The organism is Curtobacterium sp. MCPF17_046 (genome assembly GCF_003224295.1).
Taxonomy (GTDB): Bacteria; Actinomycetota; Actinomycetes; order Actinomycetales; family Microbacteriaceae; genus Curtobacterium.
Genome location: NZ_QKLB01000008.1, coordinates 103,864 through 119,519, shown reverse-complemented (window position 1 = coordinate 119,519; position 15,656 = coordinate 103,864). Strand labels below are relative to the sequence as shown.

The 15,656-nt window shown below is 73.7% G+C and carries 17 protein-coding genes; 6 read left to right on the top strand and 11 right to left on the bottom strand.

All coding sequences use genetic code 11. From position 1 onward, the window contains the following. Positions 1-339: 339 nt before the first annotated feature. Positions 340-2,025, top strand: coding sequence for a hypothetical protein (locus DEJ32_RS09395; RefSeq protein WP_146234120.1), 1,686 nt, complete (start codon positions 340-342; stop codon positions 2,023-2,025). A gap of 131 nt (positions 2,026-2,156) precedes the next feature. Next, positions 2,157-3,512, top strand: coding sequence for a peptidoglycan DD-metalloendopeptidase family protein (locus tag DEJ32_RS09390; RefSeq protein WP_111060108.1), 1,356 nt, complete (start codon positions 2,157-2,159; stop codon positions 3,510-3,512). Positions 3,513-3,622: 110 nt separating this feature from the next. Here the strand turns inward: DEJ32_RS09390 and DEJ32_RS09385 are convergent, their stop codons facing one another. From DEJ32_RS09385 to DEJ32_RS09360, 6 genes are read right to left on the bottom strand one after another with little or no spacing between them, the layout of a single operon-like run. After that, positions 3,623-4,444 carry an aminoglycoside 3'-phosphotransferase gene (locus DEJ32_RS09385; protein WP_110901063.1) on the bottom strand — a complete coding sequence of 274 codons (822 nt, stop codon included), beginning with the start codon at positions 4,442-4,444 and terminating at the stop codon, positions 3,623-3,625. Positions 4,445-4,447: 3 nt separating this feature from the next. After that, entirely contained in the window at positions 4,448-5,038 is a 591-nt protein-coding gene (locus tag DEJ32_RS09380) for a hypothetical protein (RefSeq protein ID WP_110901062.1), read from the bottom strand. Then, positions 5,035-5,649: a hypothetical protein gene (locus DEJ32_RS09375; RefSeq protein WP_110823413.1), complete on the bottom strand. Its 615-nt coding sequence runs from the start codon at positions 5,647-5,649 to the stop codon at positions 5,035-5,037. Before DEJ32_RS09375 ends, DEJ32_RS09380 begins: the two co-directional genes overlap by 4 nt. Next, positions 5,646-5,987, bottom strand: coding sequence for a hypothetical protein (locus tag DEJ32_RS09370; RefSeq protein WP_110901061.1), 342 nt, complete (start codon positions 5,985-5,987; stop codon positions 5,646-5,648). Before DEJ32_RS09370 ends, DEJ32_RS09375 begins: the two co-directional genes overlap by 4 nt. Then, a complete protein-coding gene (locus tag DEJ32_RS09365; protein ID WP_110823409.1) occupies positions 5,984-6,175 on the bottom strand; it encodes a DUF2273 domain-containing protein in 192 nt (63 codons plus the stop codon). The genes DEJ32_RS09370 and DEJ32_RS09365 overlap by 4 nt, the downstream gene beginning before the upstream one ends. Beyond that, positions 6,172-6,618: an Asp23/Gls24 family envelope stress response protein gene (locus DEJ32_RS09360; protein WP_110823407.1), complete on the bottom strand. Its 447-nt coding sequence runs from the start codon at positions 6,616-6,618 to the stop codon at positions 6,172-6,174. The genes DEJ32_RS09365 and DEJ32_RS09360 overlap by 4 nt, the downstream gene beginning before the upstream one ends. A 99-nt stretch (positions 6,619-6,717) precedes the next feature. Between DEJ32_RS09360 and DEJ32_RS09355 the strand changes: the two genes are divergently transcribed. Then, positions 6,718-7,554, top strand: coding sequence for an exodeoxyribonuclease III (locus tag DEJ32_RS09355; protein ID WP_110823406.1), 837 nt, complete (start codon positions 6,718-6,720; stop codon positions 7,552-7,554). Positions 7,555-7,570: 16 nt separating this feature from the next. On the opposite strand, the gene DEJ32_RS09350 is transcribed toward DEJ32_RS09355, so the two are convergent. Continuing rightward, positions 7,571-8,494 carry an AEC family transporter gene (locus DEJ32_RS09350; RefSeq protein WP_110901088.1) on the bottom strand — a complete coding sequence of 308 codons (924 nt, stop codon included), beginning with the start codon at positions 8,492-8,494 and terminating at the stop codon, positions 7,571-7,573. Positions 8,495-8,555: 61 nt separating this feature from the next. On the opposite strand from DEJ32_RS09350, the gene DEJ32_RS09345 reads away from it, so the two are divergent. Both DEJ32_RS09345 and DEJ32_RS09340 read left to right on the top strand, forming a co-directional pair. Next, entirely contained in the window at positions 8,556-9,140 is a 585-nt protein-coding gene (locus DEJ32_RS09345) for a nitroreductase family protein (protein ID WP_110891493.1), read from the top strand. Positions 9,141-9,216: 76 nt separating this feature from the next. Next, the gene (locus DEJ32_RS09340; protein ID WP_110823948.1) at positions 9,217-9,981 is read left to right on the top strand and encodes an HAD-IIB family hydrolase; all 765 of its coding nucleotides are present in this window, start codon (positions 9,217-9,219) and stop codon (positions 9,979-9,981) included. Between the two features lie 78 nt (positions 9,982-10,059). Here the strand turns inward: DEJ32_RS09340 and DEJ32_RS09335 are convergent, their stop codons facing one another. Both DEJ32_RS09335 and DEJ32_RS09330 read right to left on the bottom strand, forming a co-directional pair. Next, entirely contained in the window at positions 10,060-10,683 is a 624-nt protein-coding gene (locus DEJ32_RS09335; RefSeq protein WP_110823401.1) for a phosphoribosylanthranilate isomerase, read from the bottom strand. 138 nt (positions 10,684-10,821) lie between these two features. After that, positions 10,822-11,877: a serine/threonine-protein kinase gene (locus DEJ32_RS09330; protein ID WP_181419429.1), complete on the bottom strand. Its 1,056-nt coding sequence runs from the start codon at positions 11,875-11,877 to the stop codon at positions 10,822-10,824. A gap of 214 nt (positions 11,878-12,091) precedes the next feature. Between DEJ32_RS09330 and DEJ32_RS09325 the strand changes: the two genes are divergently transcribed. Beyond that, positions 12,092-12,289, top strand: a complete 198-nt coding sequence (locus tag DEJ32_RS09325) for a DUF2945 domain-containing protein (protein WP_110891495.1) — start codon at positions 12,092-12,094, stop codon at positions 12,287-12,289. Positions 12,290-12,353: 64 nt separating this feature from the next. Here the strand turns inward: DEJ32_RS09325 and DEJ32_RS09320 are convergent, their stop codons facing one another. Next, positions 12,354-13,055, bottom strand: a complete 702-nt coding sequence (locus DEJ32_RS09320) for a DedA family protein (RefSeq protein WP_110823387.1) — start codon at positions 13,053-13,055, stop codon at positions 12,354-12,356. 395 nt (positions 13,056-13,450) lie between these two features. Then, a complete protein-coding gene (locus DEJ32_RS09315) occupies positions 13,451-15,628 on the bottom strand; it encodes a fructose-specific PTS transporter subunit EIIC (protein WP_110901060.1) in 2,178 nt (725 codons plus the stop codon). Positions 15,629-15,656: the final 28 nt, after the last annotated feature.

Genomic DNA, 15,656 nt, shown 5'->3' with positions numbered 1-15,656 from the left:
GCGGTGACCGGCGGTCCGCGCTCCCTGGAGCCCTCCGCCCGGCTCCCGGGACGGCACCCGAGATCAGCGGTGACCGGCGGTCCGCGCTCCCTGGAGCCCTCCGCCCGGCTCCCGGGACGGCACCCGAGATCAGCGGTGACCGGCGGTCCGCGCTCCCTGGAGCCCTCTGCCCGGCTCCCGGGACGGCACCCGAGATCAGCGGTGACCGGCGGTCCGCGCTCCCTGGAGCCCTCCGCCCGGCTCCCGGGACGGCACCCGAGATCAGCGGTGACCGGCGGTCCGCGCTCCCTGGAGCCCTCCGCCCGGCTCCCGGAACGCGGTCGCAGGTACGCTCCGGTCATGCCCCTCGTCCGACCGCGGGACGGTGCACGGCCGCTCGAGGCCGGCACTCACCGCCCCCGCTCCGCAGTCGCGCGGGCGGTCGGGCACGAGGCCGTGGGGGCCCTGCTCGCCCTGGCCCTGGCGGTCGTCGCGCTCCGCCACGTCCTCGCGACGGAGCGGGTCGCCCTGCTCTGGTACGACGGCGACTCCGTGCTGCTGCCGCTCGTGGCACGGTCGATCGCGCTCGGGCAGCCGTTCGAGTGGGCGATGTCCCCGGCGCTGTTCTTCTTCCCGGAGCTGCCGGTCTACCTGGCCGTCTCCGCCGTGACCGCGACGCCGCAGCAGGCCCTGGCGCTGAACGGCGTCCTGGTGCTGCTCGCCGTGTACGCGCTCGTCCGTGCGGCCGCGAACGAGCTCATGGTCGCCGCCGCCCGCCCGGCCCGGATCGCGGTGTCGGTCCTCGCCGTCGTGCTCGTGACGATGCTCGTCCTGACCGAGTCCTCGGCGACCGCGACGTCCCTCGAACTCGCTTCCCTGCTGCTCACGACGACCTACTACTACGGGGCCGTGCTCGCGATGCTCGCCACCGCGGTGCTCGTGCTGCGCACCGTCCGGACCGGCCGGGCGTCGCTGCCGGTGCTCGGGACGATCGGCGTCGTCGCGGCACTCAGCACGGGGTCGAACCCGCTGTACGTCCCGTGGTCCGCCGGACCCGTCGTCGTCACGCTCGCCCTGCTCGTCGTCGCGCGCCGGGTGCCGTGGCGACCGGCGGGCCTGGTCGCCGGAGCCCTCACCGTCGGCGCCGTGGTCGGGTACCTCGTCCGGATCCCACTCCGCCCCTTCGTCTCCCTGGACCCGTCGACGTACGTGCACCCCGACCGGGCCGGCACGACGGCCGCGTTCTTCGCGGCGCTCACCGACGACCGTGCCGCCTCGGCCTCCGGGGACGCAGGGCTGCTGCTCATGCTGCTCGGTGTGCTGCTCAGTGCGGGCGGCACGGTCTGGGCCTGGCGGACGCGGTCCTCCCGAGCGGTGCTGCTCGCGACCGCGCTGCCACTCGTGACGATCGTGGCGGTGTCCGTCGGGGTCGTCGTCGCCGGCTCGGAGACACCCCGCTACCTGGAGCCGGTCGTGACGATGCCGCTCCTGGCGCTCGTCGCGGTGTGCGAACTCGCCCGGACCGCGGTCCGGCAGACCCGGCTGTACCGACCCACGCGGACCCTCCGGACGCTGTCGGCGGTGGGTGCCGCCCTGGTCCTGGTCGCGGGCGTCGCGGTCACGCCGGGCACGGTCCGCTCGGTCGTCGACGCCCGGTACGGACCGGTCGCCTGCCTCGACCGGTGGGTGGACGCACACCGCACCGCTGACCGCGATCCCGTCGGCGTCGGTCAGTTCTGGACGATCCGTCCGCTCGCCGCCTACGCGGACCAGGACGTCCGGCTGCTCCAGGTCCGGGAAACCTTCGACACCTACCCCTGGCTCGTCGACCTCGGCTCCTACCGGGACGCCCGACCGGACTACGTGGTCGTCGGGTCCGGGGACGTCTGGACGACGCCCGTGGAGGACTCGCTCGGCCCCCCGGCGACGATCACGCACTGCGACGGGTACGACGTCCACGACTACGCGGGGACCCGCGGCGCCGAGGTGCTGCAGAGGACGGTCGTTGGGTCGGCCGAGCGGATCCTGCACGAGCGCGGGTTCTGACCTCCGACCGGCCGTCGTCCGGCTCCGATCCGGCGACGGAGTCGTCCACAGGCTCGATCACGCCACGGATCCGTCCACAGCGGAGCGTCGCCGCAGCGAACCGCCTGTTGAGATGTATAGGCTCCGTTGCGATGTCTCGCTCCGTGGTCACCGCCCCCCGTCCCCGCTCCGCGCCGACGGCTCGGCGGCGTCTGCTCGCCACCGGGCTGGCGATCGCCGGTCTCATCGGCACGCTCGTCCTCGACGCGCCCGCCGCCCAGGCCGCCACGTACCCCTCGTGGGACGACGTGGTCGCGGCCCGCGGCAAGGAGTCCGCCAAGCAGTCGCAGATCGTCGAGATCCGCGGGATCATCTCCGGTCTCTCGGACGAGGTCGACGCCGCCCGCGCCGAGGCCGAACGGCTCGGTGCCGCGTTCGAGGCCGCCCAGCGCCGGGCCCTGCGCGCCGCCGAGCGGGAACAGGCGCTGCGGGACGACGCGGAGGAGCACGCCGAGGTCGCCGAGGCGAGTGCCGCCCAGGCCGGCCGCTTCGCCGCGCAGATGGCCCGGTCCGGCGGTGCCGACGTCACGACGAGCGTGCTCACCGGCGGCGAGGACGCGCGGGACCTCCTCTACGACCTCGGCGCGCTCAGCAAGCTGTCCGAGCAGGCCGAACGGGTCGAGACCGCGGCCACCAACGACGCGTCCGTCGCCCGGTCGCTCACCGACCAGGCCGACCGCGCCGCGCTCGCGCTCGAGGAGCTCGCACAGGCTGCACAGGACCGGATGGGCGAAGCACAGGCGGCGTCCGACCGTGCGCAGGCCGCGTACGACGAGCAGGAGGCGAACAAGTCCCGACTGGAGGCCCAGCTCGCCTCCCTGACGTCGGGTCGCGCCACGACCGAGGCCCAGTACGAGAAGGGCGAGCGGATCCGCAAGGCCGCCGAGGAGCGTCGCCGGAAGGCCCTCGAGGCCGAGCTGGCACGTCAGGCGCAGCAGTTGCGGGACCAGCAGGCCGCGGCCGCGGCGGCGAACCAGGGCGGCAGTGCACCGGCCGCGCCGGCCGCGCCGAGCGGCGGCGGTGCCACGGCGCCGTCCGGGTCCGGCTGGGTCCGACCGGCGGGCGGCTGGATCACCAGCGGCTACGGGGTCCGCGTCAACCCGTACACCGGCGCGACGGCCATGCACGACGGCATCGACCTGGGCAGCGGCTGCTCGACCGCGATCGTCGCGGCGTCCGCGGGCACCGTGGAGTACGTCGGCCCCTACGGCGGGTACGGCAACTACGTCCGCATCGACCACGGCGGCGGCGTGAAGACCGCGTACGGGCACATCGTCGCCGGCGGCTTCCGGGTCTCCCCCGGCCAGCAGGTCGGCGCCGGGACCCTCGTCGCCCTCGTTGGATCAACCGGCAACTCGACCGGGTGCCACCTGCACTTCGAGACCCACGTCGGCGGCGGGACGGTCGACCCGGTGTCGTTCATGGGTGCACGCGGCGTCGGCTTCTAGCCCGGCAGCAGCCCCCGGCCCGGCCGCGGCGCCCGTGCCCGGCAGTAGCGCCCGCGCGACCGGACCGCCCGGTCGGTCAGACCACCCGGCTGGTCAGGCCACTCGGCGGGTCAGGCCGCACGCCGTGGGTCGTCCACGTCATCCACGTCGAGTTCCCACAACGCCCGGTACCAGGCCGTCCGCTCCGGGTCCTGCGGCAGCCCGTACGCCTCGTGGAACAGGTCGTCCCAGCCCGGGCCGTGGTTCCACCCCAGGCTCATCGACGCCACCGCGAGGTCGGCCCACCGGTCCGCGACGCCGAGCGCGCCGAGGTCCACGTGCCCGACCCAGCGGCCGTCGGCTCCGAGGAGCGTGTTCGGGGCGCAGGCGTCCCCGTGGCACACCACGAGCTGGTCCGTCGCGGGCTGCGGACCGATCGCGTCGACGTTCCGACCGGCCGCTCGTGCCCGGTCGAGACGCTCGTCCGTCGACCACGTGAACGGACACGACGGCACCGGCAGGCTGTCGTGCAGCGCACGGAGCCCCTCCCCCACACCGATCACCGCCGCGCGCGGGTCGTCCCGCCACCGCGGGTCCACGGCGCTCCAGCCCGGCACCGTTCGCGTCGCCATCCACGCACCGGAATCGTCGGCCCCGTGCTCGAGCACCTCCGGCACGGTCAGCCAGCGGGCCGCCCAGCGAAGCCGTGCAACCTCGGCGTCGATCCACGGCGCGTAGCGCGGAGGGACCCACTTCACGTAGCCCTCGGCACGGTCCGGTGTCGGGCCGAGACGGAAGGTCCGTCCGCCGGCGGAGTTCACCCACACCGGCTCGAGCGGCCGCCCGCGGGCGACCCCGACGACCGCGGCCGGGACCTCGACCGGACCGTCCGGCAGTCCGCCGCGGCCGACGAGGTCGTCCGTCGGCTCGCCGTCGTCACCGACGCCGGGCATCGGTCAGCGCACCCGGTCCGGCCGGGACGACCCGCCGCGGGCGATGCGCAGCAGCACCGGCAGGCGCTCCCCGAGCAGTGCGTCGAGGTCGTGCACGACGGCCTCGACCCGCTCGACGAGTTCACGCGGGGGCGCTCCGCGGCGCGTGCGGACCAGGATCCGGACCGCGGTGCGACGACGGACCCGGCGGACGTCGACGGCGAGGGACGCGACCTGCGGCAGCGGGGCGATCGCGGACGAGAGCGCGTGCTCGATCGCCGCGGCCTCGATGCGGACCCGTCCGGGCAGGCCGTCCGCGGGCCCGTCGTCGTCCACGACCGTGCCGGTCCGGCCACTCCGGATCGAGGTGAGGACGAGCAGCGCCAGGACACCGAGGGCGACCGCGCCCGCGAGCACCTCCGACCACGCGCGTACGGCGGCTTCCCGTGCCGCTCCCGAGCCGAGGCCGCCGAGTGCGGTGTCGGCGACGACGTGCCAGCGGTCGGCCGCGTCGGGCAGTGTCTGCACGAGGACGACGGCGACCCCGAGGGCGAGCAGCACGAGCCCGACCACCACGAGGACGATCCGACCGACCGTGCGGTTCGTGCCGTTCATCCGTCGATCCTGCCGGTGGTGCGCACCCGGACACGGGCGGTGAGGGGCGGCACGACGTCCACGGCGGCGAGCTCACGGTCCACAGCCGCTGCGGCAGACGCCTCGTCGACGTCCACACCGGAGGCGGGCAGGAGCACGACGTCCAGGGCGCGGCGACCGACGGACCCGACGGCGGCGTCCGGTCCCAGCCGGGTCGCGGACCGGGCGGCGCGCGCGGCGGCGGACGCGAGCACCTCGTCGTCGACGACCACGCCGAGCCGGTCGGAGCGGACGACGTGTCGGGGACGTCGCGCCGGCAGGAGGCCGTGCAGCAGGGACCAGAGACCGAGCAGCGCGAGGACGGCACCGACGGCGACGACCACCGCGTCGACCAGCCCGGTGGGCGCACGGACGGCGGCGTCCACCACGTCCCGGGGGTCGACCCCGGCGATGCGCTGCCCGAGCAGGACGACCACGGCGGCGACGGCCACCGTGACCGCGACGAGGACGAGGAACGTCATCGCGACGACGACGGACACCGACCGGGACGCGGACGTCTCCCGACGGACGAGGCGGCGCACGGAGCGGTCGTCGTCAGCGGACGGGGTCCCCTTCGCGGGACTCGTGCTCACCGGACCCTCCGCGGCCGGGCGAGGACGGCGGACGAGAACGTCAGCGAGACGCGCGCGACCTTCCGCCCGGTGATCGTCCGGAGCCGTTCCGCGATCGAGGTGCGCGCGCGGTGCGCGGTCGCGAGGACGGGCTCGTGCGGAACGGCGTGCGTGCCGAGGACCGGCAGAGCCAGCGGGCTCGTCACCTCGACCGCCAGGGCACCGCGACCGTCGTCGACGACCCGGGCACGGACCTCCCGGAACGGTGCCCGGAGCACCTCGGCGGCGACCGCCTGCGCGGTGTGCACCAGGGCCGGGGACGCGATCCGGTCGGTGCCGGGCACCGGCACGTGGCTCACGAGGAGCTCCGTCGTCCGCGGAGCACGTCGAGCAGTCGACGCACGTCGACGTCGCCGCTGACGATGCGGCCGACCAGTCCGCCGACCGCGATCGCGACGGCCACCACGACGAACGCCCAGAACCCGAGCGTCAGGGCGACGACCGCCAGGACCGCTCCGACGGCCATGCCGACGACGGTGGCGTTCACCGGACGCGCGTCTCGGGGACGACGGGAGCGTCGAGTGCGGGGATGTCCACGTCGACGATCGCGATGTTCACCTCGGTGACCTGCAGGCCGACGAGGTCGGTGATCGCGTCGGTGACGGCCTGCCGGACGCCGGCCGCCACCTGCTGCATCGGCGTCGGGTACTCGACCACGATCGTCAGGTCGACGGCCGCCTGGGTCTCACCGACCTCGACCCGGACGCCCTGGCCGAGGTCGCTCGACCCGATGGCGTCCCGGATGGCACCGAACGCCCGCGCGGTGTTCCCGCCGAGTGCGTGGACGCCGGGGACGTCGCGGGCCGCGATGCCGGCGACCTTCGCGACCACGGCGTCGTCGATGATCGTGCGCCCGGCCGAGGTGACCTGGGTGGTGGTGCTGCCGGTGGTCGTGCCGTCCACCCGGTCGGAGTTCGTCGTCGTCGCCATGAGTGCCTCCAGCGGTCCTGGTCGTGATGTGTCCGTCCAGGGAACACCCTGACCCCGGTGCACGTCCGCCCGGTCGGTCGATCCCGGTAGGTTCGGTGCATGCGTGTCGCGACCTGGAACGTCAACTCCGTCCGGACCCGAGTCGGTCGGGTCGTCGACTGGCTCGTGCGGGAGGACGTGGACGTCCTCGGCATGCAGGAGATCAAGTGCAAGCCCGAGCAGTTCCCGGTCGAGGCGTTCGAGGCCGCCGGCTACACGGTCGAGGCGCACGGCCTGAACCAGTGGAACGGCGTCGCCTTCGCCAGCCGCCTGCCGATGGAGGACGTCACCCGCGACTTCCCCGGCCAGCCCGGCTTCCTCAAGGGCCAGGAGGGACCGGGCCTGCCCGTCGAGGCCCGCGCGATCGGGGTCACCGTCGAGGGTGTCCGCCTCTGGAGCCTGTACGTCCCGAACGGCCGCGAGCTCGGTGACCCGCACTACACGTACAAGCTCGACTGGCTCGCCCAGCTGGCCGACCGGACATCCGAGTGGCTGGCGGCCGAGCCCGACCTGCCGCTCGCGCTGATGGGCGACTGGAACGTGGCCCCGCTGGACGAGGACGTGTGGGACATGCGCGTCTTCGAGGGGTCGACACACGTCAGCGAGCCGGAGCGCGCCGCGTTCCGCACGTTCGAGGAGCGCGGGCTGCAGGACGTCGTCCGGCCGCTCGTCCCCACCGGGTACACGTACTGGGACTACAAGCAGCTCCGCTTCCCCCGCAACGAGGGCATGCGCATCGACTTCGTGATGGGGTCGCAGGCGTTCGCGGACGTCACGGTCGGCGCGACGATCCACCGGGACGAGCGGAAGGGCGACGCCCCGAGCGACCACGTGCCGGTGTCGGTCGACCTGGACCTCGACACGGTCCTGGACGACGACCGCCCGATGATCTTCTGACGCGCCGAGCGCCCGCCTACGGGTGCAGCAGCGCCGCGATCGCGACCAGGACCGGCACCGAGCCGACCGTCGACAGGAGCACCACGTCCCGCGCGACCGGGACCGCGGCGTCGTACCGCTGGGCGTAGTTGAACACGTTCTGCGCCGACGGCAACCCGGCGAGGACCGTCAGGACGAACACGTGCGCGGGGTCCAGGCCGAACGCGTACCGGGCCAGCAGGAACGCCACCACCGGCATCACCAGGAGCTTCCCGCCGGTCGCGAGCAGCACGTCGGGCCGGATCGCGGGGTCCCGCAGCGGAGCCGAGCCGTGCAGGCTCATGCCGAACGAGAGCAGCACGACCGGTACCGCGGCACCGCCGACGAGCACGAACGGTTCGAGGACCGGGTCCGGCAGCGTCAGCCCGGTGATCGAGCAGACGAGCCCGAGCAGCGACGCGATGATGAGCGGGTTGGACACCGGGCCGAGCACCCGGCGTCGCCAGCCGCCCCCGGAGGCCGTGGCCGCGTCGAGGACGGTCAGCGCGATCGGCGCCATCACGACGAGCTGCAGCATGATGACCGGCACGACGGCGGTCGCCTGCCCGAGGACGTAGACCGCGACCGGCAGGCCGATGTTGTTCGCGTTCGAGTACGACGCCGCCAACGCACCGACCGTGGTCGTGGTGAGCGGGCGCCGCAGCACGAGCGCGAACACGGTCGCGGTGACGACGGCCACCGACAGCGCGGAGAGCGCCGACACGGCGAGCATCGGGGAGAACAGCGTCGCGACGTCGGCCGTGGCGATCGTGTGGAACAGCAGGCACGGCATGAGCACGAAGAAGGCCAGCCGACTCATCACGAACTGCGCGTGCGGCCCGAGCGACCCCGCCCGCCCGACGCCGTAGCCGGTCGCGATGACGACGCCGATGATCGCGAAGCCGACCAGGACACCACTCATCGTGCCCATCCTCGCAGGCGGATCGGGAATCGTGCGCGCCCGGAGGGTTGTTCCAGCGAGCATGACGACGACGCTCTCCCGCACCACCGACTCCAGCCAGCCCCTCGTGCCGCTCCTCGAGGAGCGCTGGAGCCCCCGCTCGTTCGACGAGTCCGCCACCATCTCGGACGACCAGCTCGACGCGCTCCTCGAGGCCGCTCGCTGGGCGCCGTCCGCCGCGAACACGCAGCCCCGCCGCTTCGTCGTCGGTCGCCGTGGCACCCCGACCTTCGACGCGATCCACGCGACGCTGATGGGCTTCAACGGTGCCTGGGCGCACCGCGCCGGTGCGTTGCTCGTCGCGATCGCCGAGCCGGTGACCGCGGACGGCGAGCCGCGTCGCTGGGCGGAGTACGACCTCGGCCAGTCGGTCGCCGCGCTCGCCGTCCAGGCGCACGCCGAGGGCCTGCACCTGCACCAGATGGGCGGCTTCGAGGTCGACGCCATCCGCTCGGCGTTCGCCCTGCCGGAGCACCTCGTGCCCGTGACGGTCACCGCGATCGGGCACGTCGCCGACCCGTCGCAGCTCGACGAGAAGGCCGCCGCCCGGGAGACCGCGGAGCGCACACGCCTCCCGCTCGACGAGGTCGTGCTCGTCAAGGAGTGACCCGACGGGCGGGCCCGGCACGCCTCCGGGCCCGCCCCACTCGGTCCGGACACCGGGTCCTGGCATGATCGAGGGCATGTCCACACCCCGCCTCGTCGCGTTCGACCTCGACGACACGCTCGCCCCGTCGAAGTCGCCGCTCGACCCCCGCATGCTCGACACCTTCGCGTCCCTGCTCGAGGTCGTCCCCGTCGCCGTGATCAGCGGCGGCAACTTCCAGCAGTTCGAACAGCAGCTCGTGTCCCCGCTCCGAGACCGGGACGGCCTGGCACTCGACGCGCTGCACCTCATGCCGACGTGTGGGACGCGGTACTACCGGTGGGACGCCGGGGACTGGGCGCTGCAGTACGCCGAAGACCTGACCGACGACGAGAAGACGCGTGCCCTCGCAGCGGTCGAGGCCCAGGCCAAGGCCGCCGGGTACTGGGAGTCCGAGACGTGGGGCGCCATCCTCGAGGACCGCGGTTCGCAGATCACGTTCTCCGCGCTGGGCCAGACGGCTCCGGTGGACGTCAAGAAGCTGTGGGACCCGACCGGTGCGAAGAAGGACGACCTCCGTCGCCGCGTGCAGGCCGAGCTCCCCGACCTGGAGGTCCGCTCCGGCGGCTCCACGAGCATCGACATCACCCGCAAGGGCATCGACAAGGCGTACGGCATGCAGCGCCTCGCGGAGCTGACCGGCATCGCGCTCGACGACATGCTCTTCGTCGGGGACCGGCTCGACCCGGAGGGCAACGACTACCCGGTCAAGGCGCTCGGCGTCCCCTGCCACGCGGTCGAGGGCTGGGAGGACACCGACGCGTTCCTCCGCGAGTTGGTGCCCACGCTCCGCACCGCCTGACGGCGGACCACGGGACGGACGGGAGGCTCCCCACCGGCGGGTGGGGAGCCTCCCGTCCGTCGTCCGCGCGCGTGCGGCTCAGGGGATGCTGCGGACCGCCTCGACGAAGGCGCGGATCCGTGCCACGTCCTTGACGCCGCGCGACGACTCGACGCCGCTCGAGACGTCCACGCCGTCCGGGTCGAGCCGCTGCACGAGGTCGGCGACGTTCGCGGGGGTGAGGCCGCCGGCCAGGATCCAGGCTTCGTCCACCGACCCCGTGAGCGTGGCGGGGTCGACGAGGTGTCCACTCCCGGGCTCGGCCGCGTCGAGCAGCAGGAGGTCGTGGTCGAAGGAAGCGCGCTGCTCGGGCGTCTCGCGCAGGTAGTCGGCGGCGGCGACGGCCCGGATGGTGAAGAACCCGGCGTCGCGGGCGCGGGCGAAGTCCGACGCGGACTCCCGGCCGTGCAGCTGCAGGGTGGTGAGGCCGACCTCGGAGGCGATGCCGACGACCTCGTCGATCGCCTGGTCGCGGAAGACCCCGACGGCGTCGATGCCGTCCGGCAGCCGCTCCACGAGTGCCTTCGCGGCGTCGGCGGTCACCGTGCGGGGGCTGCCCGCGGCGAAGACGAAGCCGACCGCGTCCGCACCGGCGTCGACGGCGGCGTCCAGGGTCTCCGGCGTCGAGAGGCCACAGATCTTGATCCAGCGCTGGTCGCTCATGCACCCATCCTGCCCGATCGCTCCGCGCGCGGACGGGTCGGGAGCGGCGCGCTCAGCGAACGCTGCCGGCCGGGCTTGGCGGTGCGGTGCGGTGCGGTGCAGTGCCGGTCGGTGCGGTGCCGGGCGATGCGGTGCAGGTCAGTGCAGCGCGCCCACGACGTACGACCCGACGCAGGCGGCGGCGACCGCGAGCGCGGTGACCGACGCCGCGATGACGTTCCGTCGGCGCCAGCGGCGGGCGGCGTCGAAGGTGCCACGTCGTGCGTGACGGTGGGCGGCACGGTGCATCCGGTGTTCGCGTCGATGCACCTCGCGACCGGGACCGAGCGGAACCGGTCCGGTCACCTGGGTCGACCCGCCGCGGAGAGCGCGCGCGACCGCGACCGCGGTCGGGCGCTTCGCGGGGTCGCGGGCGGTCATCTTGGTGAGCAGGTCACGCCACTCCGAGGCGACCGAGTCGGGCACCGACGGGTTGCGGCGGAGCCGGGCGAGCGCGGCCTCGATGACGGTGCCGGAGTACTCCTGCACGCCGGTCAGCGCCTCGAGCAGCACGAGTCCGAGCGAGTAGACGTCGGTGGCGTAGCTGATCGGCTCCCCGGCGACCTGCTCCGGCGACAGGTAGGCGGCGGTGCCGATGATCGTGCCGTCGTTCGTCAGGCGGGAACCGTCGACGAAGTGCGCGACGCCGAAGTCGGTGAGCTTGACCGTGCGGACGAACCCGGAGGCGCCCTCGTCGCTCAGCAGGATGTTCGCCGGCTTCACGTCGCGGTGCACGATCCCGCGGGAGTGCACGTACGCCAGGGCGTCGGCGAGCTGGGCGCCGAGGTCCGCGACCTCGTAGTTGTGCAGCGGCCCCTCGGCCAGGCGGCGGAGCAGCGTCGCGTCGGCGATGAGCTCCATCACGATGTAGCGGTGCGGGCCGTCCTCGAAGTCGTGCGTGCCGGCGTCGTAGAGCGGGATGAGCCCGGGGTGCGAGAGCATGCTGAGCAGGCGGATCTCACGCTCCTGGCGCACCCGGTCCGCGGTGGTCATGCGCTCCGGCGTGGCGAACATCTTCACGGCGACCGCGCGGTACGTGTGTTCGTCGCGGGCCTCGTACACCGAACCCATGCCGCCGGTGCCGATCAGTTTCACGAGACGGTACCGTCCTGCCAGGACGGTCTCCGCCCGCGCGCTGTCGGTGGCCAGGCTCATGGTGCACGTCGATCCCTCGGGAGTCCGGATCCGCGTCGGGTGTTCGCGGTGTGACTCCCCGGCCACGGTACCCGCGGCCCCGCCGATCCGAGCCGCGGTTACCCGAATGTGACCGGCGCAAGGGCCGGAACTGCGCACCAGGGATGATCCAGCGGCCGCGCGTACCGTCCACGTCCCGGACGGAGTGTCCTCCGGAGGACGGCGGGAGGCCGACATGCGCAAGGGTGACGAAGTCCAGTGGAACACGTCGCAGGGGAAGACGACGGGCAAGCTCGTCGAGAAGAAGACGGAGGACTTCGAGTTCGACGGGCAGACCTTCAAGCCGACGGACGACGACCCGTACTGGATCATCGAGTCGGAGAAGTCGGGCAAGCAGGCCGCGCACAAGGAGTCGGCGCTCACCGCGAAGTGACGAGCGCGCTCGGCGTGGTCGCCGGGGTTGCGGGACCGCCGGGGTCAGTTCCGGGCAGCCGGGGTCAGTTCCGGGCAGCCGCGCGGCCCCGGCGGATGCGCCGGACGACGAACGCGACGACGACCACCACGACGGCGAGGTACACCGCGCGGTCGATCCACTCGGTGTACCCCTCGATGCGCTCGTACTGCGTCCCGAGCGCCGCGCCACCGAGCACGAGCACCGAGTTCCACAGCCCGCTGCCGAGGATCGTGAAGACCGAGAACGTGGCGAGGTGCATCCTGTCCGCACCCGCCGGCAGTGAGATGAGGCTGCGGACGACGGGGACGAGACGCCCGAAGAACACCGCGCTCTTCCCGTGCCGGTGGAACCACGACGCCGCCTTGCGGAAGTCGTCCTCGTCGACGAGCGGGAGCTTGCCGAACCACCGGACGGTTCGCTCGAAGCCGATCACCGCGCCGAGCCAGTAGAGCACGAGCGCCCCGACGTACGAGCCGACGGTCGCGAGGACGAGCACGAGCGTCAGGTCCATGCGCCCGGCACCGCCGAGGAAGCCCGCGAGCGGCAGGATCACCTCGGACGGGATCGGCGGGAACACCGTCTCGATGAAGAGCATGAGGGCGACGCCCCACTCCCCCATCGTGTCGATCACCTGCAGGACGAGGCCGGTCAGCCCGCCGATGTCGGGGTCCGGGCCGCCTCCCGATCCGGAGGACGCGGTGGTGGCGCCGACGTGGGCGACGGTCGAGGGTACGGCGGTCGTCATCCCGCCACCTTGCCTGAGTGGCCTGACAGACTCCGGGGTGCGTCCCCGCCCCGGGTCCTGCCCGCGGTTCCGCAACACCCCGCCGGCTCCCGTCGAGGTTCCGTGATACGCGCGCCTCGCGCCCCGAGATGCCGTGATCGCGGAACCTCGGCGCACCGCTCGCGCGCGTCGCGACGGACGGGAGGCCCGGAGCCAGCTGGCACCCGAGCCCACGCCGCCGGGCCCACCGGTGGGGAGCCTCCCGTCAGTCCCGTGCGGGACGGGGGCGTCTGCACGAGACGCCGCCAGACGCGCGAGACGCCGCCGGATCCGGTGGCGTCTCGTGTGCTCGGCGGCGTCTCGGCAGCCCGGCGGCGTGTCGGCAGCCCGGCGGCGTGTCGCAGGGCTCGGACGCGCTACGCGGCGACCGGCGCGCGCTGCCCCACCGTCTCGCCGGCGGACGCTGCCTCGCCGGCAGCCGCGTCGGTCGCGGCCGGCGCCCGGCGCACCCACTTCTTCAGCGCGACGAGCACGAGCGCGGACACGACCGTGCCGGCCAGGATCGCGACGGTGAACATGAGCAGGTTCCCGATCGCGAAGAACACGAAGAACCCGCCGTGCGGTGCCCGCGAGGTGACGTCCGCCGCCATCGAGATCGCACCCGTGACGGCCGCACCGACCATCGACGCCGGGATCACCCGCAGCGGGTCGGCGGCGGCGAACGGGATCGCGCCCTCGGAGATGAACGACGCGCCGAGCAACCACGCGGCCTTGCCGTTCTCGCGCTCGGGCTTCGTGAACCCCTTGCGGTACAGGACGGTCGACGCGAGCGCGAGGGCCAGCGGCGGCACCATGCCGGCGGCCATCACCGCGGCCATGGTCTCGAACGGCACGACGTTGGACGCGCTGCCGGCACCGAGCCCGGCGACGGCGAACGCGTACGCCACCTTGTTCACCGGACCGCCGAGGTCGAACGCCATCATCAGGCCGAGGATGATGCCGAGCAGGACCGCCGAGGCACCGGAGAGCGAGTTGAGGAAGCCGGTGAGCTGCGTCATCAGCCAGGCGATCGGGCCGCCGAGCACGAGGAGCATGAGGCCCGAGGCGATGATCGACGCGAACAGCGGGATGATCACGACCGGCATGAGCCCGCGCAGCCAGCGCCAGGTCGGGATGCGGCCGATCCAGTAGGCGGCGGCACCGGCGATGAGACCACCGACGAGCCCGCCGAGGAACCCGGCGTTCATGAACACGGCGATGGACCCCGCGACGAAGCCCGGCGCGATGCCCGGCCGGTCGGCGATCGCGTAGGCGATGTACCCGGCGAGCGCTGCCACCAGGAACCCGAGCGACACGGAGCCGATCTGGAAGGCCGCGGCACCGAGGTAGTACCCGAGCCCCTGCGACGGCAGGTCGAGGAGGGTGGAGTGCTGCAGCGTCCAGACCGCGTTGTTGACGCCGTCGTCACCGTGCGCCAGCGCGATGCCGTAGCCCGACAGCAGGAAGCCGAGGGCGATGAGGAGCCCGCCGCCCGCGACGAACGGGATCATGTACGACACACCCGTGAGCAGCCAGCGCTTGAGCGCCTGCCCGAAGTGCTCGTCCTTCGCGGTGCTCGTGCCCGCCTCGGCCGCGGAGCCGGAGACCCGGGTGGCCGCGGGGTCGTCGGCCGCGCGGAGCGCCTCGGCGATCATCGCGTCCGGCTCGTCGACGCCGCGCTTGACCGGGCCGGAGACGAGCGGCTTGCCGGCGAACCGCGAGCGGTCCCGGACGTCGACGTCGACCGCGAAGACGACGGCGTCGGCACGGGCGATGAGGGCGGGGTCGAGCGGCTCGACCTGCGAGGACCCCTGCGTCTCGACGTGCATCTCGGCACCGGCCCGCTGGGCGGCCGCGACGAGGGCGTCGGCGGCCATGTAGGTGTGCGCGATGCCGGTCGGGCAGGCGGTGACGCCGACGATGACCTTCCGGCGACCGGCGGTGCCGGTCGTGTCGCTGTCGACGACGTGCGTGTCCGCTGCCGGGGTGGGACGGGCCTCCCGGCTGGTCGCGGTGGAGGCCCGACCAGCGGCACCGACACCAGCGGCACCGACACCGGCTGCGGCGACCTCGCCGCTCACCTCGCGGTCGACCAGGTCGACGATCTCCTGCGGGGTGGTCGCGGCGCGGAGGGCTGCGGTGAAGTCCTCGCGGATGAGCGCACGTGCGAGGGTCGACAGGACGGTGAGGTGGTCCTTGTCCGCGCCGTCGGGCACCGCGATCATGAACACGACGTCGGCGTCGCCGTCGGGCGCACCGAACGGCACCGTCCGCGCGAGGCGGGTGAAGGCGAGCGTCGGGGCCGTGACCGAGGTCGACCGGGCGTGCGGGATGGCGATGCCGCCGGGGACGCCGGTGCCGACGCTCGCCTCGCGGGCGATCGCGTCCGTGGCGAGGGTCTCGCCGGAGGCGGCGCGGCCGGTCGCGGCGATGCGGTCGGCCAGGACGCGGATGACGTCGGACGACGTGGCGCCGAGGTCCTCGTCGAGGCCGACGAGGTCGACGCCGATCAGGCCGGCACCGTCGCCGGCGCCGGTGCTGTGCGCAGCGGACATGGGTTGCTCCTTCGCAGTGGCGCGGTGC

What these genes read in the sequence shown, in the direction of transcription:
- DEJ32_RS09390 (WP_111060108.1), top strand. Translation starts at nt 2,157, where the DNA reads ATGTCTCGCTCCGTGGTCACCGCCCCCCGTCCCCGCTCCGCGCCGACG.
- DEJ32_RS09325 (WP_110891495.1), top strand. Translation starts at nt 12,092, where the DNA reads ATGCGCAAGGGTGACGAAGTCCAGTGGAACACGTCGCAGGGGAAGACG.
- DEJ32_RS09335 (WP_110823401.1), bottom strand. Translation starts at nt 10,683, where the DNA reads ATGAGCGACCAGCGCTGGATCAAGATCTGTGGCCTCTCGACGCCGGAG.
- DEJ32_RS09330 (WP_181419429.1), bottom strand. Translation starts at nt 11,877, where the DNA reads ATGAGCCTGGCCACCGACAGCGCGCGGGCGGAGACCGTCCTGGCAGGA.
- DEJ32_RS09395 (WP_146234120.1), top strand. Translation starts at nt 340, where the DNA reads ATGCCCCTCGTCCGACCGCGGGACGGTGCACGGCCGCTCGAGGCCGGC.
- DEJ32_RS09320 (WP_110823387.1), bottom strand. Translation starts at nt 13,055, where the DNA reads ATGACGACCGCCGTACCCTCGACCGTCGCCCACGTCGGCGCCACCACC.
- DEJ32_RS09350 (WP_110901088.1), bottom strand. Translation starts at nt 8,494, where the DNA reads ATGAGTGGTGTCCTGGTCGGCTTCGCGATCATCGGCGTCGTCATCGCG.
- DEJ32_RS09315 (WP_110901060.1), bottom strand. Translation starts at nt 15,628, where the DNA reads ATGTCCGCTGCGCACAGCACCGGCGCCGGCGACGGTGCCGGCCTGATC.
- DEJ32_RS09340 (WP_110823948.1), top strand. Translation starts at nt 9,217, where the DNA reads ATGTCCACACCCCGCCTCGTCGCGTTCGACCTCGACGACACGCTCGCC.
- DEJ32_RS09345 (WP_110891493.1), top strand. Translation starts at nt 8,556, where the DNA reads ATGACGACGACGCTCTCCCGCACCACCGACTCCAGCCAGCCCCTCGTG.
- DEJ32_RS09355 (WP_110823406.1), top strand. Translation starts at nt 6,718, where the DNA reads ATGCGTGTCGCGACCTGGAACGTCAACTCCGTCCGGACCCGAGTCGGT.
- DEJ32_RS09360 (WP_110823407.1), bottom strand. Translation starts at nt 6,618, where the DNA reads ATGGCGACGACGACGAACTCCGACCGGGTGGACGGCACGACCACCGGC.
- DEJ32_RS09380 (WP_110901062.1), bottom strand. Translation starts at nt 5,038, where the DNA reads ATGAACGGCACGAACCGCACGGTCGGTCGGATCGTCCTCGTGGTGGTC.
- DEJ32_RS09385 (WP_110901063.1), bottom strand. Translation starts at nt 4,444, where the DNA reads ATGCCCGGCGTCGGTGACGACGGCGAGCCGACGGACGACCTCGTCGGC.